The 25,425-nt window shown below is 62.6% G+C and carries 23 protein-coding genes; 9 read left to right on the top strand and 14 right to left on the bottom strand.

All coding sequences use genetic code 11. The features are described from left to right. Positions 1-27 precede the first annotated feature (27 nt). Genes AC07PQ_RS29310 through AC07PQ_RS29325 form a run of 4 tightly spaced genes read left to right on the top strand, consistent with a single transcriptional unit; the run spans position 28 to position 3,545 of the window. Positions 28-1,176 carry an ABC transporter permease gene (locus tag AC07PQ_RS29310; RefSeq protein ID WP_493186678.1) on the top strand — a complete coding sequence of 383 codons (1,149 nt, stop codon included), beginning with the start codon at positions 28-30 and terminating at the stop codon, positions 1,174-1,176. Next, the gene (locus AC07PQ_RS29315) at positions 1,173-1,976 is read left to right on the top strand and encodes an ABC transporter ATP-binding protein (protein WP_007924271.1); all 804 of its coding nucleotides are present in this window, start codon (positions 1,173-1,175) and stop codon (positions 1,974-1,976) included. Before AC07PQ_RS29310 ends, AC07PQ_RS29315 begins: the two co-directional genes overlap by 4 nt. Before the next feature lies 1 nt (position 1,977). After that, positions 1,978-2,916: an MlaD family protein gene (locus AC07PQ_RS29320; RefSeq protein ID WP_053263262.1), complete on the top strand. Its 939-nt coding sequence runs from the start codon at positions 1,978-1,980 to the stop codon at positions 2,914-2,916. Then, on the top strand, positions 2,913-3,545 hold the full coding sequence (locus AC07PQ_RS29325; protein ID WP_007924274.1) for an ABC-type transport auxiliary lipoprotein family protein: 633 nt from the start codon (positions 2,913-2,915) through the stop codon (positions 3,543-3,545). Before AC07PQ_RS29320 ends, AC07PQ_RS29325 begins: the two co-directional genes overlap by 4 nt. Positions 3,546-3,624: 79 nt before the next feature. Here AC07PQ_RS29325 and AC07PQ_RS29330 read toward each other — a convergent pair whose 3' ends face one another. The 5 genes from AC07PQ_RS29330 to AC07PQ_RS29350 all read right to left on the bottom strand — a co-directional run bounded on the left by AC07PQ_RS29330 (position 3,625) and on the right by AC07PQ_RS29350 (position 8,013). Further along, complete coding sequence (locus tag AC07PQ_RS29330; RefSeq protein ID WP_007924275.1) at positions 3,625-4,854, bottom strand: nucleoside recognition domain-containing protein; 1,230 nt, start codon at positions 4,852-4,854, stop codon at positions 3,625-3,627. A 99-nt stretch (positions 4,855-4,953) separates the two neighbouring features. Further along, a complete protein-coding gene (gene gltP, locus AC07PQ_RS29335) occupies positions 4,954-6,285 on the bottom strand; it encodes a glutamate/aspartate:proton symporter GltP (protein WP_007924276.1) in 1,332 nt (443 codons plus the stop codon). A 737-nt stretch (positions 6,286-7,022) separates the two neighbouring features. Further along, entirely contained in the window at positions 7,023-7,487 is a 465-nt protein-coding gene (locus AC07PQ_RS29340; RefSeq protein ID WP_007924277.1) for an inhibitor of vertebrate lysozyme family protein, read from the bottom strand. Between the two features lie 2 nt (positions 7,488-7,489). Further along, the gene (locus AC07PQ_RS29345; RefSeq protein WP_003177151.1) at positions 7,490-7,654 is read right to left on the bottom strand and encodes a DUF1328 domain-containing protein; all 165 of its coding nucleotides are present in this window, start codon (positions 7,652-7,654) and stop codon (positions 7,490-7,492) included. Between the two features lie 71 nt (positions 7,655-7,725). Then, positions 7,726-8,013 carry a hypothetical protein gene (locus tag AC07PQ_RS29350; RefSeq protein ID WP_493186679.1) on the bottom strand — a complete coding sequence of 96 codons (288 nt, stop codon included), beginning with the start codon at positions 8,011-8,013 and terminating at the stop codon, positions 7,726-7,728. 449 nt (positions 8,014-8,462) lie between these two features. Here AC07PQ_RS29350 and algB point away from each other — a divergent pair, with 449 nt between their 5' ends. After that, positions 8,463-9,809, top strand: coding sequence for a sigma-54-dependent response regulator transcription factor AlgB (algB, locus tag AC07PQ_RS29355; RefSeq protein ID WP_007924280.1), 1,347 nt, complete (start codon positions 8,463-8,465; stop codon positions 9,807-9,809). Positions 9,810-9,819: 10 nt separating this feature from the next. Further along, complete coding sequence (locus AC07PQ_RS29360; protein WP_493186680.1) at positions 9,820-11,607, top strand: KinB sensor domain-containing domain; 1,788 nt, start codon at positions 9,820-9,822, stop codon at positions 11,605-11,607. A 3-nt stretch (positions 11,608-11,610) separates the two neighbouring features. On the opposite strand, the gene AC07PQ_RS29365 is transcribed toward AC07PQ_RS29360, so the two are convergent. From AC07PQ_RS29365 to AC07PQ_RS29395, 7 genes are all read right to left on the bottom strand, one after another. Next, positions 11,611-13,233, bottom strand: coding sequence for an EAL domain-containing protein (locus tag AC07PQ_RS29365; RefSeq protein ID WP_493186681.1), 1,623 nt, complete (start codon positions 13,231-13,233; stop codon positions 11,611-11,613). A 72-nt stretch (positions 13,234-13,305) separates the two neighbouring features. Then, positions 13,306-14,085, bottom strand: coding sequence for an N-acetylmuramoyl-L-alanine amidase (locus AC07PQ_RS29370; RefSeq protein ID WP_007924286.1), 780 nt, complete (start codon positions 14,083-14,085; stop codon positions 13,306-13,308). 105 nt (positions 14,086-14,190) lie between these two features. After that, entirely contained in the window at positions 14,191-16,341 is a 2,151-nt protein-coding gene (locus AC07PQ_RS29375) for a GGDEF domain-containing protein (RefSeq protein ID WP_493186682.1), read from the bottom strand. Continuing rightward, positions 16,338-17,216 carry an endonuclease/exonuclease/phosphatase family protein gene (locus AC07PQ_RS29380; protein ID WP_007924290.1) on the bottom strand — a complete coding sequence of 293 codons (879 nt, stop codon included), beginning with the start codon at positions 17,214-17,216 and terminating at the stop codon, positions 16,338-16,340. Before AC07PQ_RS29380 ends, AC07PQ_RS29375 begins: the two co-directional genes overlap by 4 nt. A 13-nt stretch (positions 17,217-17,229) precedes the next feature. Continuing rightward, on the bottom strand, positions 17,230-17,859 hold the full coding sequence (locus AC07PQ_RS29385; protein WP_007924291.1) for a thiol:disulfide interchange protein DsbA/DsbL: 630 nt from the start codon (positions 17,857-17,859) through the stop codon (positions 17,230-17,232). 195 nt (positions 17,860-18,054) lie between these two features. Then, a complete protein-coding gene (locus AC07PQ_RS29390) occupies positions 18,055-18,660 on the bottom strand; it encodes a c-type cytochrome (protein ID WP_009041529.1) in 606 nt (201 codons plus the stop codon). A gap of 45 nt (positions 18,661-18,705) precedes the next feature. Next, positions 18,706-18,996 carry a c-type cytochrome gene (locus AC07PQ_RS29395; protein ID WP_009041528.1) on the bottom strand — a complete coding sequence of 97 codons (291 nt, stop codon included), beginning with the start codon at positions 18,994-18,996 and terminating at the stop codon, positions 18,706-18,708. Between the two features lie 191 nt (positions 18,997-19,187). Here AC07PQ_RS29395 and yihA point away from each other — a divergent pair, with 191 nt between their 5' ends. Further along, complete coding sequence (gene yihA, locus AC07PQ_RS29400; RefSeq protein WP_493186683.1) at positions 19,188-19,829, top strand: ribosome biogenesis GTP-binding protein YihA/YsxC; 642 nt, start codon at positions 19,188-19,190, stop codon at positions 19,827-19,829. Positions 19,830-20,241: 412 nt separating this feature from the next. Here yihA and polA read toward each other — a convergent pair whose 3' ends face one another. Then, the gene (gene polA, locus AC07PQ_RS29405) at positions 20,242-23,040 is read right to left on the bottom strand and encodes a DNA polymerase I (RefSeq protein ID WP_007924294.1); all 2,799 of its coding nucleotides are present in this window, start codon (positions 23,038-23,040) and stop codon (positions 20,242-20,244) included. 74 nt (positions 23,041-23,114) lie between these two features. Between polA and AC07PQ_RS29410 the strand changes: the two genes are divergently transcribed. Then, complete coding sequence (locus tag AC07PQ_RS29410) at positions 23,115-23,402, top strand: DUF2782 domain-containing protein (protein ID WP_007924295.1); 288 nt, start codon at positions 23,115-23,117, stop codon at positions 23,400-23,402. 62 nt (positions 23,403-23,464) lie between these two features. Continuing rightward, positions 23,465-24,415, top strand: a complete 951-nt coding sequence (locus tag AC07PQ_RS29415; protein ID WP_493186684.1) for a homoserine kinase — start codon at positions 23,465-23,467, stop codon at positions 24,413-24,415. Between the two features lie 73 nt (positions 24,416-24,488). Here AC07PQ_RS29415 and AC07PQ_RS29420 read toward each other — a convergent pair whose 3' ends face one another. Beyond that, positions 24,489-25,418: a zinc ABC transporter substrate-binding protein gene (locus AC07PQ_RS29420; protein ID WP_493186713.1), complete on the bottom strand. Its 930-nt coding sequence runs from the start codon at positions 25,416-25,418 to the stop codon at positions 24,489-24,491. Positions 25,419-25,425 lie beyond the last annotated feature (7 nt).

Below are 25,425 nucleotides of genomic sequence, written 5' to 3' on the forward strand. Positions count from 1 at the left end.
CGTAAAAACCATACAAGCACGGAGCTTATGACCCAGAGCACGACGGCTGGCAGTGCCCAACTGGATACGTCGAGTTCCCCCTCGCGGTTGCGAGTCGCGGGGGACTGGACGCTCGTCCATTACACCGAGCTCAAGCACCTCTGCGAAAAGCTCACCGGACAGTACGACGCCAGCACCCACATCGACCTCAACGGCCTCGGCGCCCTGGATACCGCGGGCGCCTCGCTGCTGGTCGAACTGCTGGGCTCCGAGCGTCTCGGCAAGTCCACCGAACACCCCGACTGCACCTTGTCTTCGGCCGACCGCGCGCTGCTGCAGACCATCTACTGCTCGCTGACCGATTTCTGCGTGCCGCTCAAGGAGCCGGAAATATCGGTCGGTATCCAGTTGCTGACCCGGATCGGCAAGGCGGTCGACGCCATCTGGCAGGACACCCTGAAGCTGCTGGGTTTCGTCGGCCTGATCCTCGAAACCCTGGCCCGCGGCCTGCTGCGCCCCAAGCGCTGGCGCATCACGCCGATGGTCGCGCATATCGAGCAGACCGGCCTCGACGCCGCGCCCATCGTCGCCTTGCTGACCTTTCTGGTGGGCGCCGTGGTGGCCTTCCTCGGCGCCACGGTACTGCAGAGTTTCGGCGCCAGCATCTTTACCGTGGACCTGGTGGCGTTCTCCTTCCTGCGTGAGTTCGGCGTGCTGCTCACCGCGATCCTCATGGCCGGGCGAACCGCGAGCGCGTTCACCGCGCAGATCGGCTCGATGAAGGCCAACGAGGAAATCGACGCCATCCGCACCCTGGGCCTGGACCCGATGGAGCTGCTGGTGCTGCCCCGGGTCCTGGCGCTGCTGGTGGCGTTGCCGATGCTGACCTTCCTGGCGATGCTCTCGGGGATTGTCGGGGGCGGGGTGGTCTGTGCGCTGTCGCTGGATATCTCGCCGGCGATGTTCCTCGCCCTGCTGCAATCGGACATCGGCGTGCAGCACTTCCTGGTGGGCATGGTCAAGGCGCCGATCTTCGCCTTCCTGATCGCCGCCATCGGCTGCCTGGAAGGCTTCAAGGTCAGCGGCAGCGCCGAGTCCGTAGGCGCCCACACCACGTCCAGCGTGGTGCAATCGATCTTCGTGGTGATCGTCCTCGATGCCGTCGCCGCGCTGTTCTTCATGGAGATGGGCTGGTGAACCGTTCAACCCGTCCGCCCGCCGAGGCGGTGATCGAAGTCCGTGGCCTGTGCAATCGCTTCGGCCCGCAGAGCGTGCACGAAAACCTCGACCTGGACCTGTACAAGGGCGAGATCCTCGCGGTGGTCGGCGGTTCGGGCAGCGGCAAGTCGGTGCTGCTGCGCAGCATCATCGGCCTGCGCCAGCCCAGCGAAGGTTCGGTGCGGGTATTCGGCCAGAACCTGCCGAGCCTGGCGGAACATGAGCGCTCGCTGATCGAACGGCGCTTCGGCGTGCTGTTCCAGAAGGGCGCGCTGTTCTCGTCGCTGACCGTGACCGAAAACGTCGCCCTGCCGCTGATCGAGCATGCCGGCCTGAGCCGCGCCGACGCCGAGCACCTGGCGGCGGTGAAACTGGCGCTGGCCGGGTTGCCGCTGTCGGCGGCCGACAAATACCCGGCCTCGCTGTCCGGCGGCATGATCAAGCGTGCCGCCCTGGCCCGGGCGCTGGCCCTGGACCCGGACATCCTGTTTCTCGACGAACCCACCGCCGGCCTCGACCCGATCGGCGCCGCGGCTTTCGACCAATTGATCCTGACCCTGCGTGACGCCCTGGGCCTGAGCGTGTTCTTGGTCACCCACGACCTGGACACGCTGTACACCATCACCGACCGGGTGGCGGTGCTGGCACAGAAAAAGGTGCTGGTGGCGGATGCCATCGACCAGGTCGCCGAGACCGACGACGCCTGGATTCACGAATACTTCCATGGCCCTCGCGGCCGCGCGGCGTATCAGGCCGCTACACAGCTCAACGAGGTATGACATGGAAACCCGAGCCCATCATGTCCTGATCGGCCTGTTCACCGTAATTGTGGTGGTCGGCGCCCTGCTGTTCGGCCTGTGGCTGGCCAAGTCCAGCGTCGACACGGAGTTCAAGGACTACGAGATCATCTTCAACGAGGCCGTCAGCGGCCTGTCCAAAGGCAGCGCCGTGCAGTACAGCGGGATCAAGGTCGGCGATGTGGTCAGCCTGCGCCTGGACCCGAACGACCCACGCCGGGTCCTGGCGCGGATCCGCCTGAGTGGCGAAACCCCGATCAAGGAAGACACCCAGGCCAAGCTGACCCTGACCGGCATCACCGGGACCTCGATCATCCAGCTCAGTGGCGGTACTCCACAAAGCCAGCCGCTTCTGGGCAAGGACGGCAAACTGCCAGTGATCGTCGCTTCGCCATCGCCGATCGCCCGCCTGCTGAACAACAGCGAAGACCTGATGACCAGCGTCAACCTGCTGCTGCACAACGCCAACAGCATGTTCTCGCCAGAGAACGTCGAGCGCATCGGCAACACCCTCGAACACCTGGAGCAGACCACCGGAGCCATCGCCGAACAGCGCGGCGACGTGCGCCTGGCCATGCAGCAACTGGCGTCCATCGGCAAGCAGGCCAGCGCCACCCTGGAACAGACCACCGCGCTGATGCGCAACGCCAACGGCCTGCTCAACGAGCAGGGCAAGCAGATGTTCGGCAGCGCCGAGCTGGCCATGCAATCGCTGGAGCAGAGCAGTGCCACCCTCAACAAACTGCTGACCGACAACCAGGACTCGCTGAACAACGGCATCCAGGGCCTCAATGGCCTGGCGCCGGCCGTGCGCGAGCTGCGCGATACCCTGAGCTCGCTGCGGGCCATTTCGCGGCGCCTGGAAGCCAACCCCAGCGGCTACCTGCTGGGCAGTGACAAGAACAAGGAGTTCACGCCATGAAGCGTGCCTATCGCCCATTCGGCCGGCTGGCCCTGGCCGCCGGATTCGCCTTGAGTGGCGCCTGCTCGATCCTGCCCCAGGCCGACCCGGTGGATATCTATCGCCTGCCCGCGGCCCAGAGCGCCACAGCCCGGCCTCAGGGCCACGCGCAGCCCTGGTCCCTGCGCCTGACCAAACCCCTGGCGAGCGACGCCTTGAACAGCGCGAGAATCGCTGTGATCCCCCAAGGCGATGTGATCAGCAGCTACAAGGACGCGCGCTGGAGCGATCCGGCGCCGGTGCTGCTGCGCAATCGGCTGTTGGATGGGTTCCTCGCCGATGGCCGGGTGCAGTTGCTGGGCACCGACGACAGCGATGTGCAGACCGATCTCGAACTGGGCGGCAACCTGCAGGCATTCCAGAGCGAATACCAGGGCAAGGCGGTGGCGGTGGTGATCCGCCTGGATGCGCGCCTGGTGCGCGGCTACGACCAGAAGATCCTGGCCAGCCAGCGCTTCGAAGTGCGCCAGCCGCTGAACGATACCAAGGTGCCGGCGGTGGTCGCCGGGTTTGGCCAGGCCGGGGACGCCTTGAACCGGCAGGTGGTGGAGTGGACGGTGAAGCAGGGCAGTCAGCTGGTCAGGCGTTGATGGCCTCATCGCGAGCAAGCCTCGCGCCTACAGGATGGTCCTGGTAGGAGCGAGGCTTATCCGCGAATCGTTCCGAGCCTTAACCGAAGAACCAGTAGCACACCGCAATCGCCGCCACCACGCCGGCCAGCTCGGCCAGCAGGGCGCAGCCGACGGCATGGCGCGCCCGCTGGATACCGACCGAGCCGAAGTACACCGCCAGCACATAGAAAGTGGTCTCGGTACTGCCCTGGATCGTCGCCGCGGCCAACGCCGGGAAACTGTCCACACCCTGGGTCTGCATGGTTTCGATCAACATGGCCCGCGCGGCGCTGCCAGAGAAGGGTTTGACCAGGGCCGTCGGCAGGGCATCGACGAAGCGTGTGTCCCAGCCAGCCCATTCCACCAGATACCGGATGCCGTCCAGGCCGAAGTCCAGGGCGCCGGAGGCGCGCAGCACGCCCACCGCGCAGAGCATGGCCACCAGATACGGCAGCAGGTTCTTGGCGACGTCGAAACCTTCCTTGGCGCCCTCGACGAAGGCCTCGTAAACCTTGACCTTGCGCAGCGCGCCAATCACCAGGAACAACATGATCAGGCCGAACAGGGTCAGGTTGCCCAGGATCGACGACAGCGACGCCAGCGCGGTGGCCGACAGCGTGGCGAGCAAGGCCATGAAGCCGCCCAGGGCCAGGGCGCCGGGAATCAGGTAGGCCAGCACCACTGGGTCCCACAGGCGCAAGCGCTGCATCACCGCGACCGACAGCAGGCCGACCAGGGTCGAGGCGCTGGTGGCCAGCAGGATCGGCAGGAACACCAGGGTCGGGTCGGCGGCGCCTTGCTGGGCGCGGTACATGAAGATGGTCACCGGCAGCAGGGTCAGGGACGAGGCGTTCAGCACCAGGAACAGGATCTGCGCGTTGCTCGCCGTGGTCGCGCTGGGGTTGAGGTCCTGCAAGGCGCGCATGGCCTTGAGGCCGATCGGCGTGGCGGCGTTGTCCAGCCCCAGGCCATTGGCCGCGAAGTTCAGGGTGATCAGGCCGATGGCCGGGTGGCCGGGCGGCACTTCCGGCATCAGGCGGGTGAACAGCGGGCCCAGGGCCTTGGCCAGCCAGTCGACGATCCCGGCCTTTTCGGCGATCCGCAAAAAGCCCAGCCACAGGGTCAGGGTGCCGAACAGCAGCACCATCACTTCCACCGACAGCTTGGCCATGGCGAAGATGCTTTCCACCATCGCCGCGAAGATCCCGGCGTTACCGCCGACCAGCCACTGCGCCAGCGCTGAAACGGCCGCCACGATGAAGAAGCCAAGCCACAGGCCATTGAGCATCAGTTATTCCCCCAGAAGATGCGGCGAATGATAGCGGTGCGGACAGAAACGACAAACCCCGGATTGACCGGGGTTTGTCGATGATGACGGCTACAGCTGTCAGCCTTTGGTGACTTCACCGGCCGGCAGCGGCTCCTTGCTGCGCCAGTGCGGCAGGGAATTCCAGTAGCGCTGGCCCTTGGCGTCGTCGTACATGCCTTCCCAACGCGCGATGACCAGGACCGCCAGGGCGTTGCCGATCACGTTCAGCGCGGTACGGGCCATGTCCATGATGCGGTCGACACCGGCGATGAAGGCCAGGCCTTCCAGCGGAATGCCCACGCTGCCCAGGGTCGCCAGCAGCACCACGAAGGACACGCCCGGCACGCCGGCGATGCCTTTGGAGGTGACCATCAGGGTCAGGACCAGCAGCAGTTGCTGGCTGATCGACAGGTCGATGCCGTACAGCTGGGCAATGAAAATCGCCGCGATGCTCTGGTACAGGGTCGAACCGTCGAGGTTGAACGAGTAACCGGTCGGTACCACGAAGCTGCAGATGGCTTTCGGCGCACCGTAGGCTTCCATCTTCTCGATCACCCGCGGCAGCACGGTTTCCGAACTGGCGGTGGAGTAGGCCAGCACCAGCTCATCCTTGAAGATGCGCATCAGCTTGATCACCGAGAAGCCGAACAGGCGAGCGATCAGGCCCAGAACCACGAAGGCGAAGAAGGCGATGGCCACATAAACCAGGATCACCAGCTTGGCCAGCGGCAGCAGGGAGGCGAAACCGAAGTTGGCCACGGTCACCGCGATCAGGGCGAATACGCCGATCGGGGCGTAGTTCATGATCATGTGGGTGACTTTGAACATGCTTTCCGAGACGCCCTGGAACATCTTCACCAGCGGCTCGCGCAGGTCGGCCTGCAGGCTCGACAGACCGAGGCCGAACAGCACCGAGAAGAAGATGATCGGCAGCATCTCGCCGCGGGCCATGGCCGCGAAGATGTTCGATGGGATCAGGTTGAGGATGGTTTCGATGAACGCGTGTTCATGCTGTACCTCGGCGGCGGTCGCCTGGTACTTGGAAATATCCACGGTACCCAGGGTGCTCATGTCGATGCCGGCGCCCGGGTGGAACACGTTGGCCAGCACCAGGCCGACCAGGATCGCGATGGTGGTGACGATTTCGAAGTAGATGATGGTCTTCAGGCCAATACGCCCGAGTTTCTTCGCGTCGCCCACGCCGGCGATACCGACGATCAGCGAGGAGATCACGATCGGGATCACGATCATCTTGATCAAGCGGATAAAGATATCGCCCGCAGGTTGCAGGACGTTGCTGATCCACCAGGCTTTTTCGGCACTGAAATGGTTGAGCAGCGCACCAATTGCAATCCCCAGCACCAGACCGATGAGGATCTGCCAGGCGAGGCTTAGTTTTGCCTTCTTCATATCATTACCCTTACTTCAGTTGGACTCGGGCTAATGCGCGAACTGGAACGCTCAATGGCGGAAAAGTCTGTGCATCGGCCCCCGTATAAGGTCACCCCGAGCGAGCATTTACGGCTCTCTGCAGGCGAAAAAAGGCGCAACTATTCCGACGCAAGGGGGGCGCGTCTAATGCCGTAAACGCCTACCCTATGCCGAATCGGCATGAGTTTTTCTAAACGAAACGGGCGTCCCAACCGGTTCGAAGACGACATTTCGGCCCGACCATCTGCCGTGAAACGGCCATTTCAGGCGGTATCCAGCGTTTTTGAGTGGGTTCGAAATGACCTTCGAAAGAAGGGAAAGTTCTTACGTTAGAACCAGAAATCTCATCTGGAAAAAGCCAAAAGTTTCTCGATGTACGGTCGCAAGGAAACACCGTGAAACGGTTAGGCCACACATCTGGGAATGGTTGCCGCGTCCCCGCCTGAAAAAGCAGGCCACCGCTCTGCCACAAAGGTTTGTGGCATTCAAACACGACGCAAGTCGTCAAGCCTGAGCGGCTGGCGAACTTGCGCCGCAGTTTTTCCTGACCCGGCCCTCGCGGAGGCACTCCCTGTACCCCTAGGTCACTCCGATCCGGTTTCGATCAGAACGTCCCGGCCCCCTGGTCATGCGCGGCCCCTCCTCGGGGCGGTGCAACAGAAAGCAAGGCCCGGGTGGGCGCTTGCTTTCCATGGTCGAATCTTCGAACAGTCAACTCAGTACCAGTTCGGGTCCTTTTTCAGCTGTTCCTTGAGCAAGCCCTGCATGCCAGCGTCCGGCTTGCCGAGAAAGCGGTATTCGGCATGGCGGGTCGGCGACTTGTCCGCGGGCAGGCCCGCCGGCACTTCGACCAACATGGCGTAGGCGTCTTTCTTGTCGAAACTGAACGCCACGATCAGGCGCTGGTTGCGACAGGTATCGCGGGTTTCGCAAAGCGGACCGACCAGGTACTTGTCGCCGTCTTCTTCCACCGCATTCATCTGCTGCGCGTCACCGGACAGGTTCATCACCCATTCCGGCAGGCGTTCTTCCTTTTCGACGACTTCCTGCCAGGTTTCACGGTATTGCGGGTCACTGTTCAACAACTCGTTGACCCGGGTCTGACCGTCGTTGGCCGCCATCGCCGTGGCCGCGCCGCCCAGCAACAGGGCGGCGGCCAATGTTTTCAAAGAAACGCTCATGTTCAACCTCGACCACGACGGCCAAAGAAGAAGGAAGCGATGAACATCACCAAGAAAACGACAAAGAGAATCTTGGCGATACCCGTGGCGGTGCCCGCGATACCACCAAAGCCCAGTACCGCGGCGATGATGGCAATGATCAGGAATGTGATTGCCCAGCTCAACATGGTCATTCTCCTTACGCTTCTATTTAGAGGTACTGCCTAGCCGGCCCGCCGTTGCGCACCGACTGTCCTGCCTAGAACACCCAGCGCTCCTGATAAGCCGTGTCGGTGGCAGACTGAGCCTGGTCGACGTCCATCAGAAGCATTGGGGCGGAATCGGCAAACCGAGTGCTGACTGCACTGAAGTGGGTTTGAGTGGGATGAGAAACCGGCAACCTCACCGCTTCTTGCTGCTGGCTTTGCTCCCAACGTGAAAACTGCTGACCGCCAATCAAGGTCACCAGCAATGCCAGGCTGGCGAACAATCCCTGCTGCAGATGCAGGGACGAAACAGACAATGGGGCGAGACGTTGGCGTTTCATCCGGAAGCTCCTCCCATGGGGGTCATTGTTCTCAACGCTTGTTGCTGTGCCTGCGGCTTGTTCAACCGAGCCTGATCAGGTTGTTGCAGCCTGCATGCCAGCTTTCACGATTAGAACAAACTCAATAAAAACAACGACTTGTATTCATATTGAGAGGTTTGCCATACGCCATCCTGCACGATGCCGCCTTGGATACCGTGCGAATTGCACGATCGGCCCGGTACTTGAGGAAAAAAGCGCAGTTGAAAATGCATGGAGTACAGTGGCGAAATCGGGAAAGGACTGCGGGCAAGACCTGAAATCAATAAAAAACCTATTGTTTTCAATCTATTAGCAATAGACCCCGGAGATAACTAATCTGCACGCTTGGAAATCGATCAGAATTAACCATGCAACTTGCCCGATTTTTCCGGGACTAAATAAGATCACTCACTTCAGGAGCCTCGGACATGGAATCAGCACCGGAAAATCAAGGCCGCATTCTTCTGGTAGATGATGAGTCCGCGATCCTTCGTACCTTCCGTTACTGCCTGGAAGACGAGGGCTACACCGTCGCCACGGCCAATAGCGCCGCTCAGGCCGATGCCTTGCTGCAACGCCAGGTGTTCGACCTGTGTTTCCTCGACCTGCGCCTGGGCGAGGACAACGGCCTGGACGTACTGGCCCAGATGCGCATCCAGGCCCCCTGGATGCGGGTGGTCATTGTCACCGCCCATTCAGCCGTCGACACCGCGGTGGACGCCATCCAGGCCGGCGCCGCCGACTATCTGGTCAAGCCCTGCAGCCCCGATCAACTGCGCCTGGCGACCGCCAAGCAGCTGGAAGTCCGCCAGCTCTCGGCACGCCTGGAGGCCCTCGAAGGTGAAGTGCGCAAACCCAAGGACGGCCTGGACTCGCACAGTCCGGCGATGAAAGTGGTGCTGGAAACCGCCCGCCAGGTCGCCGGTACCGACGCCAACATCCTGATCCTCGGCGAGTCCGGCACCGGCAAGGGCGAGCTGGCCCGGGCCATTCATGGCTGGAGCAAGCGTGCCAGGAAATCCTGCGTCACCATCAACTGCCCGTCGCTGAACGCCGAGCTGATGGAAAGCGAGCTGTTCGGTCACAGCCGCGGGGCCTTTACCGGCGCCAGCGAAAGCACCCTTGGCCGGGTCAACCAGGCTGACGGCGGCACGCTGTTCCTCGACGAGATCGGCGACTTTCCGCTGACCCTGCAACCCAAGTTGCTGCGGTTCATCCAGGACAAGGAATACGAGCGGGTCGGCGACCCGGTGACCCGCCGCGCCGACGTGCGCATCCTCGCCGCGACCAACCTCAACCTCGAGGACATGGTGCGCGACGGACGCTTCCGTGAAGACCTGCTGTACCGCCTGAACGTGATCACCCTGCACCTGCCGCCGCTGCGCGAACGCAGCGAAGACATCCTGACCCTGGCCGACCGTTTCCTGGCGCGCTTCGTCAAGGAATACGCCCGTCCCGCCCGTGGCTTCAGCGACGAGGCCCGCGAAGCGCTGCTCAATTACCGCTGGCCGGGCAATATCCGCGAGCTGCGCAACGTGGTGGAACGCGCCAGCATCATCTGTCCCCAGGAAAAGGTGGAGATCAGCCACCTGGGCATGGCCGAGCAACCGACCAACAACACCCCGCGCATCGGCGCTGCCTTGAGCCTGGACGAGCTGGAGAAAGCCCATATCGGCGCCGTGCTGGCCACCAGCGATACCCTCGACCAGGCCGCCAAGACGCTCGGCATCGACGCCTCAACGCTGTACCGCAAACGCAAACAGTACAACCTGTGAGCCGCCCCTCATGAAGTTAGCGATGAAACTGCGCACGAGACTGTTTCTGAGCATCTCGGCGCTGATCACCGTGGCGCTGCTCGGCCTGCTGCTCGGGCTGGTCAGCGTGATGCAGATGGCCAAGACCCAGGAAGCGCTGATCCGCAACAACTTCATTACCCTGGACCTGGGGCTCAAGCTGCGACAGACCTTGGGCGACCAACTGCTCATCATGCTCAACCACAACCCTGACCGGACGGCGCTGGACGACTCCAGGCAGGAATACCTGGCCCTGCTCGAGCAGGGCATCGAGCATGAACGGCAAAACAATGTACGTAACGGCTTCACCCAGGCACGCGACGACTACCAGCGTTTCTTCGAAGCCTTCGAGCGCGCCGACGGGAGCTCGGCAGGGGTCAATGGCAATACCGAACTGACCCACCGCTTCAATACCCTGCGCAATGGCTTGATCGGCGAGCACAAGCAGGCCCTGGACAACATCAATGACATCGAACACCAGGCCCGCAATCGCGCCTTGCTGATCGCCGGCCTGCTCGGTTTGGTCGGGCTGGCCGTGCTGATCATCGGCTTCATCACCGCCCACGGCATCGCCCGGCGCTTTGGCGGCCCCATCGAAGCGCTGGCCAAGGCCGCCGACAATATCGGCCAGGGCAACTTCGACGTGACCCTGCCCCTGTCTTCGGCTGCCGAGATGAACTTGCTGACCCGGCGCTTCGGAATCATGGCCCAAGCCCTGCGCGAGCATCAGGCCACCAATGTCGACGAACTGCTCGCCGGCCAGCAGCGCCTGCAATCGGTGCTCGACAGCATCGACGACGGTTTGCTGATGATCGACCGCCAGGGTCACCTGGAACACCTCAACCCGGTAGCCCAACGTCAGCTGGGCTGGGACGAGGAACGCCTCGGACAAGGGCTGGGCAGCGCCCTGCAGCGACCGGAACTGGACGAGCAGCTGCAACTGGTATTGCGCGGCGGCACCCTGGAACGGGCGCCGGAAGACCTCAGCGTCGAGGTCGATGGCGAATCGCGCCTGCTGACGTACAGCCTGACCCCGGTCAGCCATCCCCAGGGGCATATCCTCGGCGCGGTGATGGTGCTGCACGACGTCACCGAGCAGCGAGCCTTCGAGCGTGTGCGCAGCGAGTTCGTATTGCGTGCCTCCCATGAATTGCGCACCCCGGTCACCGGCATGCACATGGCGTTCGGCCTGTTGCAGGAACGCCTGCGCTTCCCTGAGGAGTCCCGCGAAGCCGACCTGCTGAACACCGTCAACGAAGAAATGCAGCGCCTGATGCAACTGATCAACGACCTGCTGAACTTCTCGCGTTATCAAAACGGCCTGCAGAAACTCACCCTGGCGCCTTGCACCCTGGAAGAGCTGCTGGAGCAGGCGCGCAACCGCTTCATCGGCGCAGCCACGGCGCAGGGCATCGAGCTGCGGGTGGAGCTCCAAGCGCCGTTGCCGCGGCTGCACGCCGACCGCATGCAACTGGAGCGGGTGCTGGACAACCTGATCGACAATGCCCTGCGGCATACCGCCAAGGGTGGCTTGATCCGCTTGCAGGCCCGTAGGCACGGCGAGCGGGTCATCATCAGCGTCGAAGATAACGGCGAAGGCATCGCCTACGGGCAACAGGGGCGGATTTTCGAACCCTTCGTCCAGGTCGGACGCAAGAAAGGCGGGGCCGGCCTGGGTCTGGCGCTGTGCAAGGAAATCGTGCAACTGCACGGCGGGCGCATGGGCGTCTATTCACGGCCCGGGCAGGGAACCCAGTTCTATCTGGCCTTGCCCCTCTAGGGGCTAGGCCCCGTCATCCAGGCGCCGCGGCCCCAGGCGGCGCCCGCGGGTAATCAGGTCGATGAACTGCACCGCACTCAGCGCATGGGCGAACAGCCAGCCCTGGCCAAAACGCACGCCCTCGCTGCTCAGCAGCAACGCCTGATCCTCGAACTCGATGCCCTCGGCAATCACCTTGAGCTGCAGGGCATGGGCCATGCGAATGATGTGCGGGGCGACGCCGCTGCTGGCGGCGTCATGCCCCAGGGCATCGATGAATGCCTTGTCGATCTTCAGGTAATCCACCGGCAGGGTCTGCAGGTACGCCAGGCTGCAATAACCCGTGCCGAAATCGTCGATCAGCACCTGATGGCCAACGTCCCGCAAGGCTTGCAGGTTATGCCGGGCGACCACCACATCGATCAGCCCGCGCTCGGTGACTTCGAAGGCGATCTGCCGCGCCGCCACCCGATGCAGCGCCAACAGGCGCGCCATCACTTTGCCGATCCGCGGCACCATGACATCGCAGGCCGCCAGGTTGACCGAGATGTACAGCTGCGGGTTGGCCCGCAACAGATGCCCCAATTGTTCGAGCAGGCGTTGCAGGACAAAATCGGTGATCGGGCGGATCTGCCCGGTGTTCTCCGCCATGGGAATGAACAGGTCCGGGCTGGTCAGGGTGCCGTCCGGACGGCGCCAGCGCAGCAGGGCCTCGGCGCCGACACACTGGCGCGTCCGCAGATCGAAGATGGGTTGATACAGCACCTGCAGCTCACCGCGGCGCAGCGCCCCCTGCAATTCGGCGCCCAGGGATTGGCGCTGCCCGGCCAGCTGAAAGGCCAGGCCACCGATGAAGACCGCCAGCACCAGGCTGCTGGGCAGCAGCCACCACCACCCCTCGAAGATTTCTCGGCGCATGTTGGTGCGGGGGGTGACGAGCACCATCTGATACTCCGGATTGCTGGTGGGCATCCGGTAGATCAATTGGTCCTGGGTCACCAGCAACGGGCTGCGTCCCGTGGGCGGCCACGGTTCGGTCGGCGGCCACTCCAGCGCCGGCCCCAGCACCGGGATGGCCCGCGAGCCATGGTCGAGAACCACCATCAGGCTGCTGTTGGCAGGCAGGTCGACCATATCGGTCAGGTGCCCGCGAGACGTCGCCACGCGGAAGTTACCGCGCCCGAGCATCAGCGCCGCGCGGTTTTCATTGGGTTCGGTAGAGGTGTTCAGCCAGTAGCTGTAGGTCGGGCCGCGGATATCCGGCGGTCGCATCACGGCCAGGTTGTCCTGGAGCGGCCAGTTGGTGCAGGCCTGGGCGGCATCGATATAGGCCGCTTCATAAATGAAGCGGTAACTGAAGCTGATCTGCTGCAGGGTCACGACCATCTCGGGGCTGCATCCGCGCAGGGGCTGCGCCTCGAGTACGTCCAGGCCTTCACGCAACTGACCGAACAGTTGCTCCAGGCGTTCGAGAAAACGTTGGCCCTGGGCATTCATCTGCTCGCTTTCGCGCAGTTGCGCCTCGTGCATCGCAATGCCCAGGCTCGCCGCCAGCAGCAGGGCCGCACTCAACACAGCCGCACACATCGCCAACAGCCAGGGGCGATAGAACCAACTGCGTAGGGGTTCGCGAGCGGCCGGCATCATTGGATATCCGAGGGTTACCAATGAGTTATAGCTACTGATTGAGAAAAAACCCTGACCGTCGGGCGGGCGTCATTATTTTGTCTGGTTGAGCACCTGCAGGATCGCAGCGCTTTCTGCATCCGGCTGGCCGTCGAAACGCGACGGCCGGTAATGCATCTGGAACGCGGCCAGCACGTGACGGGTCGCCACATCCAGTTCGCCGGTCTGCGGCGTCTCATAACCCAGACGCGCCAGGCCTTGCTGGAACCAGGCGATGCTCGGCAACTGCGCGGCAAAGAACGCCTGCTGGCGCGCCACCGCCTGGGCGTTCGGCCACCGGCCCAACCCGGCTTCGGCCAGACGCTTCCAGGGGAACAGCGGGCCCGGGTCGAGCTTGCGCAGGGGAGCGATATCACTGTGGCCAATGATGTGCTGCGGCGCGATGTTGTTGCGCTTGCTAATGTCCTTGAGCAGCACGATCAGGCTCTGGACCTGCGCTTCGCTGTAGGGATACCAGACCCGCCCGGTGGGCAGGTCGCGAAAGCCCGGGTTGACGATCTCGATCCCGATGGAGCTGGAGTTCAGCCAGGTACGGCCTTGCCACTGGCTCTCGCCGGCGTGCCAGGCGCGGTATTGCTCGTCCACCAGTTTGTAGATGGTCGCCGCCTTGTCGTCGCCGATCAGGTAGTGGCTGCTGACCTGGCCATGGGTCAGCAGTTGCAGGGAGCGCTCCATCGAGGCCGAGGTGTAATGCACCACCACGAATTGCACCCGCTCATCGAAGTTGACCGAAGGGTGGCTGGTATCGAAACGCGGACCGCTGGCGCAACCGGCCAGCAATAGAAGGGACAAAGCGAGGACAAGAACTTTCATGGCGGAAGGCAGTACGCTGGAGAAAATAATGCAACAGTGTAACGTACTGCCTTGGCAGAAAACCGGCGAAAACACCGGTTTATACAAAATGGAACAAATTATGCGTCAGCCCAGTTCCACCCGGTTGCGCCCCGCCTCCTTGGCCCGATAGAGCGCCTGATCGGCTCTCTTGAGCACCAGGTCGCTGCGTTCTCCCGGTTTGAACGCACTCATGCCGATGGACATGGTGATGGTCACCCGCTCGCCCTTGAAGTGAAACGGACAGGCTTCGATGGCCGCCCGCAAGGTTTCCGCCAGGCGCGCCCCGACCGGCCAGGTGGTATCGGGTATCAGCAGGACGAACTCTTCACCGCCGAAACGGGCGATGAAATCGTTGCCGCGCAGGCGCTTGCGCAGCACGCCGGCGATGATCTTCAGCACCTTGTCGCCGGCCAGGTGACCGTAGTTGTCGTTGATCCGCTTGAAGTGGTCGAGGTCGAGCATCGCCAGCAACAAGGTGTTGCCGTGCTGCTGCCACTGCGCCACTTCATGCTCCAGACGCTCGCTCCAGGCCGCCCGATTGGGCAGGCCGGTGAGGGGATCGATCAGCGCTTTCTGCCGCTGTTCTTCCAGGTGCTCGCGGTAGCCCTGGGCTTCCTGCTCCATGCTCGACACCCGCTCGGCCAGGCTTTGCAGGCGCGCAGCCACTTCCTTTTCGCGTTCGTCACGCTGCTTCTGGTGATGGTCCATGGTGCCAAGCAGACCTTCCAGGTGGCTTTCCAGCACCTGCTTGAGATCGTCCAGATCCGCCGCTTCCTGAACGCTGCTTTGCAGGCCATCGACCTGCTCGCGAATCTGCGTGTCCATCTCCCGCGCCGCCGAACTGCTGTCGGCATGGCCCTCGCTGGCGGCCTGCAGGTTGCTCTGGAAGGATTCCAGGCGCTCGTTGAGTCGCTTGAGATACGCCTCGAACTCATGCTGGCCGCTGTCGGTGATCGCCAGCATCAATACCGCCAGATCGTCGAGGATCGGCAGCAATTCGTACCAGTTCAACCCATGTTGCAAGCGATCGCGCATAGACTCGGCTTGCGGCCGATGACGTTCTGGCAGGCTCAGGTCATCCAGAAGGCCGAGCAGGGTATGTTCGATGTGCTTGGCCACCGAACTGTAGGAGGGCTCCGGCGTGTCGGGCAGGGCATACAGCACATCCTGCTCGGCCTGCTGCGGGTCGATCGCCGCCAGCGCCTCGGCCATGGCTGCCGGCAACGGCAAGCGATCGAGCAGCACAGGCGCCGGGGCCGCCTCGGCGGGTGCGGCAACGATCAATTCGTCCGGGTTGGAAAGAGCAACCGCAGCTTCGACAGTCGAAGGCTGCACGGCCGGCGGCACTTCAATGGGTTCAGGTGCGGCTGGCGACGGCGATTCCTGTGAGTCCAGCATCGGCGGGGCCGGCTCGACGGCGATGGGTTTCTCCGACTCCAGCACCGGCGGTACAAAGGCTTCGACCTGGGCAGCCGTGGTTACCTCGGGCAGTGCTTGCGGTTGTGGCTCGGGCGGTCGGCTGACAGCAGCGAGCTCCTCGACCACAGGCGCAGGCACAGGGACTTCGGACAGCCGTGCGGGCGCGACTTCGACACGAGACGGTGGCGTTTCAACCGCAGCGCTTTCAGCCGTTGCCAGTGGCTGTACCGCAACCGGGCTCGCCACCACCGCAGGCATTTCGGCCGCGGACAGGACAGGCGCTTCGTCAGCGTCACGACCACCAAACAGGCGCTGCAGCAAACCTGGACGGGGCGGCTCCGCGGGGCTCTCCAGCTGGCTCAGCGCCTTGCCTTGCAGGCCGCTCAACTCACCCAGCAACAGTGGAATTTCCCGGGCTTGGCCGACACGACCATCCAGTTGCTTGGCGAAGTTTTTCAGCGGACGACTCACCTCGCGAGGCAACGGCAGCTTCTGCAACTGGCTGACCAGCGAGGTCAGGGCCGTGCTCATTTGCTCGATGCGGGTCTCGCGGCGCTGCTCGGAGTCCAGCACGGCTTTTTCCAGGCGCGGCAACAGGGCCGCCAAGGCCGCGTCCATATCGTCGGTGCGTACCACCTCGCGCATTTCCTTCATGCACTGATCGACAGCGCGATCAGTACCTTCGGCCGCCAGCGTGCTGCGTACCAGGCCACGGCGAAGCAGGTCGAGGCGGGCATTCCAGCGTCGCTCGAGTTTTTCCTGTTGTTCGATACTTTTGAGGTACTTCTCTTTCCAGCGCTGGGCGTCGTCGCTCATTCATGGGTTCCGCGAGGGGCAGGACTCAGCGCGGGCAATGCATCGGCCGTGAGCGAACCCGGCAGACGAATCTCTACCGCGACCGGCAGGTGATCGGAAATCGGTTGGGCCAGGACTTCGACCCGCTCCAGCGTCAGGCTGGGGCTGAGCAAAATATGATCAAGACAGCGTTGTGGGCGCCAGCTGGGGAACGTCGCTTCCAATTGTGGCGCCAACAGACCGAGGTCGCGCAACGGCGAATGCTCCAGCAGATCGCTGGCATGGGTATTCATGTCGCCCATCAGCACCTGATGCTTGTAGCCGCCGATCATCTCGCGGATATAGGCCAGTTGCCGGGTACGCGTACGGGCGCCCAGGGCCAGGTGCATCATCACCACCACCAACGCCTCGGGACCATCGCCGAAGCGCACGAGGATCGCACCACGCCCCTTGGGGCCGGGCAGCGGATGATCTTCGATCGCCCAGGGACGCAGGCGGCTGAGCACGCCATTGCTGTGCTGGGCCAGGCGGCCAAGGTTGCGATTGAGCTGTTGGTACCAGTAGGGGAAGGCGCCGAGTTGGGCCAGGTGCTCGACCTGATTGACGTAGCCCGAGCGCAGACTGCCGCCATCGGCTTCCTGCAGGGCGACCAGATCGAAGTCGCCCAGCAGATCGCCGATCTTTTGCAGGTTGTCGGCGCGCCCGTTGTGCGGCAGCAGGTGCTGCCAGCCACGGGTCAGGTAATGCCGATAACGTTCGGTACTGATACCGACCTGGATATTGAAACTGAGCAGCCGCAGACGGCTGTCTGCCGGCAGGCCGGAGGACGCCACATGGTGCTCGTTGACCCGCGGATCATGCAGGCCAACGATGCGCTCCGTACCCCAACGTCGCATGGCAGGGGCTCGCTTACTTGGCCGCCCGCTCTTTGGCGATCAGCTGGTCGGCGACGCTCAGGGCACCTTCAGGACCACCGGCGGTGCCCAGGTCGAAGCGGTACTTGCCGTTGACGACCATGGTCGGTACGCCAGAGATCTGATAGGCCTGGGCCTTCTTCTTCGCGTCCTCGACCTTGCCTTTGACGGCGAACGAATTGTAGGTGCTCAGGAATTTGTCCTTGTCGACGCCTTCGCCGGCCAGGAACTCGGCCATCTCTTCAGGAGTGGCGAGTTTCTTGCCGCCATGGATGGCTTCAAATACTGCTTTGTGGACCTTGTGCTCGACACCCATGGCTTCCAGGGTGATGAACAGTTGACCGTGAACGTTCCAGATACCGCCGAACATGGCAGGGATGCGCACGAAGTTGACGTCGGCCGGCAGTTTTTCAGCCCATGGGTTGATGGTCGGCTCGAAGGCGTAGCAGTGTGGGCAGCCATACCAGAACAGCTCGACCACTTCGATCTTGCCAGGCACCGCAACCGGAACGGCGCTGCTCAGCTCTACATATTGTTTACCGGCTTCAAGGGGCTCGGCGGCTTGAGCAGTCATGCCAAACAGGCTGGCGGTGACGAGAGCGGCGCTGAGAATCAGATTACGCATGCTTTACTCCTGAACAAGTAAGGTCGCCTCGCGCGGCCTGTTCGCAGACAGGTCATGGCAGGGCTTGAGTTCGCTAGTGTAGCGGCAGACGCCATAAAAAAGGGCGGCCTGAGCCACCCTTTATGCTTTCATCGACAGATTAATCGATCATTAACGTTGCGCAAGATAGACCCTTTCGCAACATGATCGCCGGCCTCAGTGCAGGCCCTGGATGTAGCTGGATACCGCTTCGATGTCCTTGTTGCTCAGCTTGGCGGCGATGCTGCGCATGATCATGGTGTCGCCGTCGTTGGTGCGGTTGCCTTCGCGGAAGTCGGTCAACTGCTTGGCTACGTACTGAGCATGCTGGCCACCCAGGTGCGGGAAGCCGGCAGCGGCGTTACCCGTGCCATTTGGCGAGTGGCAACCGGTGCAGGAAGGCATGCCTTGATCCAGCTTGCCGCCACGGAACAACTCTTCACCGCGAGCCACGACTTTCGGGTCTGCCGCGCCGACGCTGCCTTTCTGGCTGGCGAAGTAGGCGGAGAGGTCGGCCAGGTCCTGATCGCTCAGGTTGGTCAGCAGGCCGGTCATTTCCAACACCTGGCGCTTGCCGGACTTGATGTCGTGCAACTGCTTGTTCAGGTAACGCTCACCCTGACCCGCCAGCTTTGGAAAGTTAGGCGCCATGCTGTTCCCATCCGGACCATGGCAAGCACCACATACAGCGGCTTTCGCCTGACCGGCAGCAGCGTCGCCTGCAGCATGGGCGACACCTGTGATGCCCAAGGTCAACAGCAGACTCACGAGTAATTTGTTCATCAGCTAATCCAACTACGGCTAAGGGTTAAGAGTTATGGACCGGGATCACTCGCTCATCCAAAGGATGATGGCTCGGTAATCCTCGGCACTGCAGTCCATGCACAAACCACGCGGCGGCATCGCCTTGAAACCCTGGGTCACGTGTTGCACCAGCGTCTCCATACCTTGCGCCAGCCTCGGCGCCCAAGCTCCCTGGTCCCCCTTGCGGGGAGCCGTTGGTAGTTGGCCGGAATGACAAGCCCCACAAACACGGTTGTACACAGCTTCCGGATCCTGTGTAGCCTGAGCGCTGTAAAGCGGTATCAGGACGCCGGCAGCCAGCAGCCATTTCGTCATAAAACGACCTTTTCAGGGTTGAGAGCGTGCTGCGTTCTAATGCGCAATCAAGGTCTATCGCTCTCGTGAACTTCATCCTACGCTGGGACAAAGCGCACACAAAATCTGCGGCATTATATACTGGCGCTACTGAAACGGAAACGACACCGCTCGCCGCGTCCATTCTCGGCACCGCCCCTATCGGAAATCCCATGCAACTCAAAAATCCCATTCTTGGTCTGTGCCAACAGTCCACTTTCATGCTCAGCGCCGCCAAAGTCGATCAATGCCCCGACGACGAAGGCTTCGAAGTGGCCTTCGCCGGGCGTTCCAACGCTGGCAAATCCAGCGCCCTGAATACCCTGACCCATGCCAGCCTGGCACGCACCTCGAAAACTCCGGGCCGTACGCAGCTGTTGAACTTCTTCAAGCTAGACGACGATCGCCGTCTGGTCGACCTGCCGGGTTACGGTTACGCGAAAGTACCGATCCCGCTCAAGCAACACTGGCAGCGTCACCTGGAAGCCTACCTGGGCAGCCGCGAGAGTCTGAAAGGGTTGATTCTGATGATGGACATCCGCCATCCGATGACCGACTTCGACCTGCTGATGCTCGACTGGGCCGTCGCCAGCGGCATGCCGATGCACATCCTGCTGACCAAGGCCGACAAACTGACCTACGGCGCGGCCAAGAACACCTTGCTCAAGGTGCAGTCGCAGATCCGCAAAGGCTGGGGCGACAACGTCACCATCCAACTGTTCTCGGCCCCAAAACGCATGGGCCTGGAAGAGGCCTACACCGTCCTGGCCGGCTGGATGGAACTGGCAAACAAAGACGCGGAAACCGAGGCCTGAGAGAGGCACACATAAAACTGTCTGTGGTGCGGTCAGGCAAGGCAAAAACCGGCGGGAAAGCGGAGTTTAGGGACCTAAATGAGCATTTCCCGCCGGTTTTTAACGCAGCATGAACGCATCACAGGCAGTTTTGGGGCAAAAAAAACCCCGGACTTCGTATGGGGAGGGGAAGTTCGGGGTCCAAGTTCCGGACCGCTAGGGCGGGGTCCAGATATCTGCCAACACTTAACACAACATAGGAGCATCGAAGGGCTTCACCAGCCATTCAGTTACTCTGAGTGGGCTTTCACTGATTAAGTTCCGGGAGGTTTCAAAAACTATTGGCAATAGTCGATGAAATTTTCCGCACTAATAGCTCTTCGCTAGCCTTCGCCGCGGCACTATGCCGCGGCCAAAGTACTGCCTTCTCGCCTCAGTGCGCCTCATCCCAGTTACTGCCCACCCCGACTTCGACCAGCAGCGGCACATCCAGGGTCGCGGCATTGCTCATGTAGCCGCGAATCTCCTCGCTCACCTTGTCCACCAGGTCTTCGCGCACTTCCAGCACCAGTTCGTCGTGCACTTGCAGGATGACCTTGGCATCCAGGCCTGAGGCCGTCAGCCAGTTGTCTACCGCCACCATGGCCTTCTTGATGATGTCGGCCGCCGTGCCCTGCATCGGTGCGTTGATCGCCGTACGTTCGGCGCCGGCGCGTTCCTGCGGCTTGTTGGAGTTGATCTCCGGCAAGTACAGGCGGCGGCCGAACAGGGTTTCCACATAACCCTGTTCCGCGGCCTGGGCGCGGGTGCGGTCCATGTATTCGCGCACGCCGGGGTAGCGGGCGAAGTAGGTGTCGATATAGGCCTTGGCGGTCTTGGTATCGACGCCGATGTCCTTGCCGAGCTTCTGCGCGCCCATGCCATAGATCAGGCCGAAGTTGATCGCCTTGGCGCTGCGGCGCTGATCGGAACTGACGTCCTTGAGCTCGACCTTGAACACTTCGGCCGCGGTGGCCGTGTGCACGTCGAGGTTGTTGCGGAAGGCATTCATCAGCCCTTCGTCGCGGGACAGGTGCGCCATGATCCGCAGTTCGATCTGCGAATAGTCCGCCGCCAGCAGCTTGTAGCCAGGCGGCGCGATGAAGGCCTGGCGGATGCGCCGGCCTTCGGCGGTACGCACCGGGATGTTCTGCAGGTTCGGATCGCTGGAAGACAAACGCCCGGTAGACGCGACTGCCTGGTGATAGGAGGTGTGGATTCGCCCGGTACGCGGGTTGATCTGCTCCGGCAGACGGTCGGTGTAGGTGCTCTTGAGCTTGCTCATGGAGCGGTACTGCATCAGCACCTTGGGCAGCGGGTAGTCGTCCTCGGCCAGCTTGGCCAGCACTTCTTCAGCGGTGGACGGCTGGCCTTTGGCAGTCTTCTTCAGCACCGGCAGGCCGAGCTTGTCGTAGAGGATGACTCCCAGTTGCTTGGGCGAACCCAGGTTGAATTCTTCGCCAGCAATCTCGAAGGCTTCACGCTCCAGCGCCACCATCTTGTCGCCCAGCTCGATGCTCTGCACGCCCAGCAGGTCGGCGTCCACCAAGGCACCCTGGCGCTCGATCCGCGCCAGCACCGGCACCACGGGCATTTCGATATCGCTGAGCACGCTGGCCAGGCTCGGGATCGCGGCCAGTTTTTCATGCAAGACCTGATGCAGGCGCAGGGTCACATCGGCGTCTTCCGCCGCGTAAGGCCCGGCCTGCTCAAGAGCAATCTGGTCGAAGGTCAGCTGCTTGGCGCCCTTGCCGGCGATGTCCTGGAAACTCACGGTGGTATGGCCCAGGTATTTCTCCGCCAGGCTGTCCATGTCATGCCGGGTGGCGGTGGAGTTGAGCACGTAGGACTCGAGCATGGTGTCGAAGGCGACCCCGCGCACCGTGATGCCGTTGGCCTGATCGCCGCCAATGGCGCAGTTGGCCAGGATATTCATGTCGAACTTGGCGTGCTGGCCGACCTTGAGTTTGTTCGGGTCTTCGAGAATCGGCTTCAGGGCGCGCAGGACGGTGTCGCGATCCAGTTGTTCCGGCACGTCGAGGTAGGAGTGAGTCAGCGGAATATAAGCCGCTTCGTTGGCCTGCACGGCAAAGGACAGCCCCACGAGCTGCGCCTGCTGGGCATCGATACCGGTGGTTTCGGTATCGAAGGCGAACAGCTTGGCGTTCTTCAGCTTTTCCAGCCAGACATCGAAACGCGCCTGATCGAGGATGGTTTCGTACTGGGCTTCGACAACCACCGGCACTTCGATCTCGACCTGAGTCAACAAGTCGGCCACCGGCTCAGAGGCGGCGACACTCAACTCCAGGCGCTTGGCATCGCGCTGCAGCTCGTCGAGCCAGCTCTTGAACTCCAGCAGGCTGTACAGCTCGACCAGTTTGTCGCGATCCGGTTCGCCCAGGTGCAGGTCGTCCAGGCCGACATCCAGCGGCACATCGACCTTGATCGTCGCCAGCTGATAGGAGAGGAAAGCCATCTCTTTGTGCTCTTCGAGCTTGGCCGGCAGGGTCTTGGCCCCGCGAATCGGCAGGCTCGGGACGATATCGAGCTGTGCATACAGCTCGTTGAGGCCACCGTTCACCCCCACCAGCAGGCCGGAAGCAGTCTTCGGGCCGATGCCCGGCACACCCGGGATGTTGTCGGAGGAGTCGCCCATCAGCGCCAGGTAATCGATGATCTGCTCGGGAGCGACGCCGAATTTCTCCTTCACGCCCTCCACGTCCATGCTGCTACCAGACATGGTGTTGACCAGCGTAATGTGCCCATCCACCAACTGCGCCATGTCCTTGTCGCCGGTGGAGATCACCACCGGCCGGTCGGCCGCCGCGCTGCTGCGGGCCAGGGTGCCGATCACGTCGTCCGCCTCGACGCCCTCGACGCACAGCAGCGGAAAGCCCAGGGCGATCACGCTGGCGTGCAGCGGTTCGATCTGCACCCGCATGTCGTCGGGCATGCTCGGGCGATTGGCCTTGTACTCGGCATACATGTCATCGCGGAAGGTCCCGCCCTTGGCGTCGAACACCACGGCGAACGGGCTGTCCGGGTACTGCTTGCGCAGACTCTTGAGCATGTTCAGCACGCCCTTGACCGCACCGGTCGGCATGCCTTTGGAAGTGGTCAGCGGGGGCAGCGCGTGGAAGGCGCGGTACAGGTAGGACGAACCGTCCACCAGGACGAGGGGGGCTTGGCTCATGAGCAGGATCAACCTTTTCGGCGGGTCCGGCGCTAGAATAGCGGGACCGTTGACGACAAAGGGACAAGGTTATCATGCGCACACTAAATCGCTTGCTGCTGGCCAGCCTGATTGCAATCGCGCCGATGGCCGTGATTGCGGCGGAGGATGCGCCATCGGCGGATCCGGAAGTAACCATTCGCACGGAAGGCGACAAGACCATCCAGGAGTACCGCCAGAACGGTTTCCTGTACGCCATCAAGGTCACACCGAAGGTCGGCAAACCCTACTTTCTGGTGCGCGCCGACGGTTCCGATGGCAATTTCATTCGTTCTGACCAGCCGGATATGCTGATTCCGGCGTGGAAAATTTTCGAGTGGTAAACCACTCCTAACTTCAACCGGCGCTGGCTCGACAGCGGCGCCCGTACTGGCAGTTTTTAACCATGTCTGTGTTTACTCCCCTGGCTCGGCCCGAGCTGGAAACCTTTCTCGCCTCCTACGGGCTCGGCCGCCTGCTTGACTTCCAGGGGATTGCCGCTGGTAGCGAAAACACCAACTTCTTCATCAGCCTGGAACAGGGCGAGTTCGTCCTGACCCTGGTCGAGCGCGGCCCGGTCCAGGAAATGCCGTTCTTCATCGAACTGCTGGACGTGCTGCACGACGCCGACCTGCCAGTGCCTTACGCCCTGCGCACCACCGACGGCGTGGCCCTGCGCGAGCTGGCCGGCAAGCCGGCGCTGCTGCAGCCGCGCCTGGCCGGCAAGCACATCAAGGAAGCCAATGCCCAGCATTGCGCGCAAGTCGGCGAGCTGCTGGCTCATCTGCACCTGGCGACCAAGGACAACATGATCAAGCGCAAGACCGATCGTGGCCTGGACTGGATGCAGGAAGAAGGCTCGCAGATGCTGTCCCATCTCGACCCGCAGGCGCGGGACCTGCTGCAGCGGGCCCTGGATGAAATCGACGAGCAGAAGGTGAAGATCCTCGCGCTGCCTCGGGCCAACATCCACGCCGACCTGTTCCGCGACAACGCGATGTTCGAAGGCACGCACCTGACCGGGCTGATCGACTTCTACAATGCCTGCTCCGGGCCGATGCTGTATGACGTGGCGATTGCCCTGAACGACTGGTGTTCCGACGCCGACGGCCTGCTCGACGGCTCGCGCGCCCGGGCCCTGCTGGGCGCCTACGCGGCCCTGCGTCCGTTCACCACCGCCGAGGCCGAGCTGTGGCCAACCATGCTGCGGGTGGCCTGCGTGCGATTCTGGCTGTCACGCCTGATCGCCGCCGAGTCCTTCGCCGGACAGGACGTGCTGATTCACGATCCGATGGAGTTCCAGCTGCGCCTGGCCCAGCGCCAGCAGGTCAGCACGCCATTGCCGTTCGCCATCTGAAAGCCTCGCGGGCAAGCCCGCCCCTACGATCTCTTGTAGGAGCGCGGCTTGCCCGCAATAGCGTCAGCCGTCTTTACAGCGATTCCAGGCAACCCGCCAGATCGTTGCCCAGCTTCTCCAGCACCTGCTCATAACCCCGCGCGGTGGCCGGGGTGTAGCCGCCCAGCGCATCGAGTTCCGCCAGCTTCACCGGCAAACCCGCCACCAGGGTTTCGGCCAGGCGCGGGCGCAATGGCGGCTCGCTGAACACACAGGTCTTGCCGACCTGCTGCAAGCGCGTGCGCATCGCCGCTACGTGCTGCGCGCCCGGCTGCACTTCGGCCGCCACGCTGAACACGCCCGCATGCTTGAGCCCATAAGCGTCTTCGAAGTAATCGAAGGCTTCATGGAAAACGAAATAAGGCTTGCCGGAGATCGGGGCCAGGCGGGCTTTCAAACGGGCATCCAGGGCATCCAGGCGCTGGTCGAAGGCCTTGGCGTTGCTCTGGTAACGCACGGCGTTGGCCGGGTCCACGGCACTCAGGTCGAGCGCCATGCGGTCGGCGATGACCCGCGCGTTGACCGGCGACAGCCACAGGTGCGCATCGAGGCTGCCTGGACGATGATCGTGGTCATGTTCGTCGGCTTCTTCAGCGTGCGAGTGGTTATCTTCGGCGAAATGACGGAGTTTCAGGCCTGGCAGGTCCTGCACCGCCAGCGCTGGCAGCGTGCGGCCCTTGAGGACCCGCGGCAAGAAGCTCTCCATGTCCGGGCCGATCCAGTACAGCAACTCCACCGACTGCACCTTGCGTACATCGGAAGGACGCAGCGCATAGTTGTGCGGCGAGGCGCCCGGCGGCAGCAGGACCTCGGGCACGGCGATGCCGTCCTGGACGGCGGCGGCGATCAATTGCAGGGGTTTGATGCTGGTCAGGACCCGGACTTCGGCCTGGGCCGAGCTGATCACGAACAAACTGGCGGTAAAAGCGACAAAAAGGGCAAAAAGTCGGGACACGATGACCACTCGAAGA

This window comes from Pseudomonas sp. GW821-FHT09E12 (genome assembly GCF_059416085.1).

Bases quoted from the DNA above. Each gene is read 5' to 3' on its own strand.
- AC07PQ_RS29310 (WP_493186678.1), top strand. From the start codon at position 28: ATGACCCAGAGCACGACGGCTGGCAGTGCCCAACTGGATACGTCGAGT.
- AC07PQ_RS29320 (WP_053263262.1), top strand. From the start codon at position 1,978: ATGGAAACCCGAGCCCATCATGTCCTGATCGGCCTGTTCACCGTAATT.
- AC07PQ_RS29325 (WP_007924274.1), top strand. From the start codon at position 2,913: ATGAAGCGTGCCTATCGCCCATTCGGCCGGCTGGCCCTGGCCGCCGGA.
- AC07PQ_RS29330 (WP_007924275.1), bottom strand. From the start codon at position 4,854: ATGCTCAATGGCCTGTGGCTTGGCTTCTTCATCGTGGCGGCCGTTTCA.
- gltP (WP_007924276.1), bottom strand. From the start codon at position 6,285: ATGAAGAAGGCAAAACTAAGCCTCGCCTGGCAGATCCTCATCGGTCTG.
- AC07PQ_RS29340 (WP_007924277.1), bottom strand. From the start codon at position 7,487: ATGAGCGTTTCTTTGAAAACATTGGCCGCCGCCCTGTTGCTGGGCGGC.
- AC07PQ_RS29345 (WP_003177151.1), bottom strand. From the start codon at position 7,654: ATGTTGAGCTGGGCAATCACATTCCTGATCATTGCCATCATCGCCGCG.
- AC07PQ_RS29350 (WP_493186679.1), bottom strand. From the start codon at position 8,013: ATGAAACGCCAACGTCTCGCCCCATTGTCTGTTTCGTCCCTGCATCTG.
- algB (WP_007924280.1), top strand. From the start codon at position 8,463: ATGGAATCAGCACCGGAAAATCAAGGCCGCATTCTTCTGGTAGATGAT.
- AC07PQ_RS29360 (WP_493186680.1), top strand. From the start codon at position 9,820: ATGAAGTTAGCGATGAAACTGCGCACGAGACTGTTTCTGAGCATCTCG.
- AC07PQ_RS29365 (WP_493186681.1), bottom strand. From the start codon at position 13,233: ATGATGCCGGCCGCTCGCGAACCCCTACGCAGTTGGTTCTATCGCCCC.
- AC07PQ_RS29370 (WP_007924286.1), bottom strand. From the start codon at position 14,085: ATGAAAGTTCTTGTCCTCGCTTTGTCCCTTCTATTGCTGGCCGGTTGC.
- AC07PQ_RS29375 (WP_493186682.1), bottom strand. From the start codon at position 16,341: ATGAGCGACGACGCCCAGCGCTGGAAAGAGAAGTACCTCAAAAGTATC.
- AC07PQ_RS29380 (WP_007924290.1), bottom strand. From the start codon at position 17,216: ATGCGACGTTGGGGTACGGAGCGCATCGTTGGCCTGCATGATCCGCGG.
- AC07PQ_RS29385 (WP_007924291.1), bottom strand. From the start codon at position 17,859: ATGCGTAATCTGATTCTCAGCGCCGCTCTCGTCACCGCCAGCCTGTTT.
- AC07PQ_RS29390 (WP_009041529.1), bottom strand. From the start codon at position 18,660: ATGAACAAATTACTCGTGAGTCTGCTGTTGACCTTGGGCATCACAGGT.
- AC07PQ_RS29395 (WP_009041528.1), bottom strand. From the start codon at position 18,996: ATGACGAAATGGCTGCTGGCTGCCGGCGTCCTGATACCGCTTTACAGC.
- yihA (WP_493186683.1), top strand. From the start codon at position 19,188: ATGCAACTCAAAAATCCCATTCTTGGTCTGTGCCAACAGTCCACTTTC.
- polA (WP_007924294.1), bottom strand. From the start codon at position 23,040: ATGAGCCAAGCCCCCCTCGTCCTGGTGGACGGTTCGTCCTACCTGTAC.
- AC07PQ_RS29410 (WP_007924295.1), top strand. From the start codon at position 23,115: ATGCGCACACTAAATCGCTTGCTGCTGGCCAGCCTGATTGCAATCGCG.
- AC07PQ_RS29415 (WP_493186684.1), top strand. From the start codon at position 23,465: ATGTCTGTGTTTACTCCCCTGGCTCGGCCCGAGCTGGAAACCTTTCTC.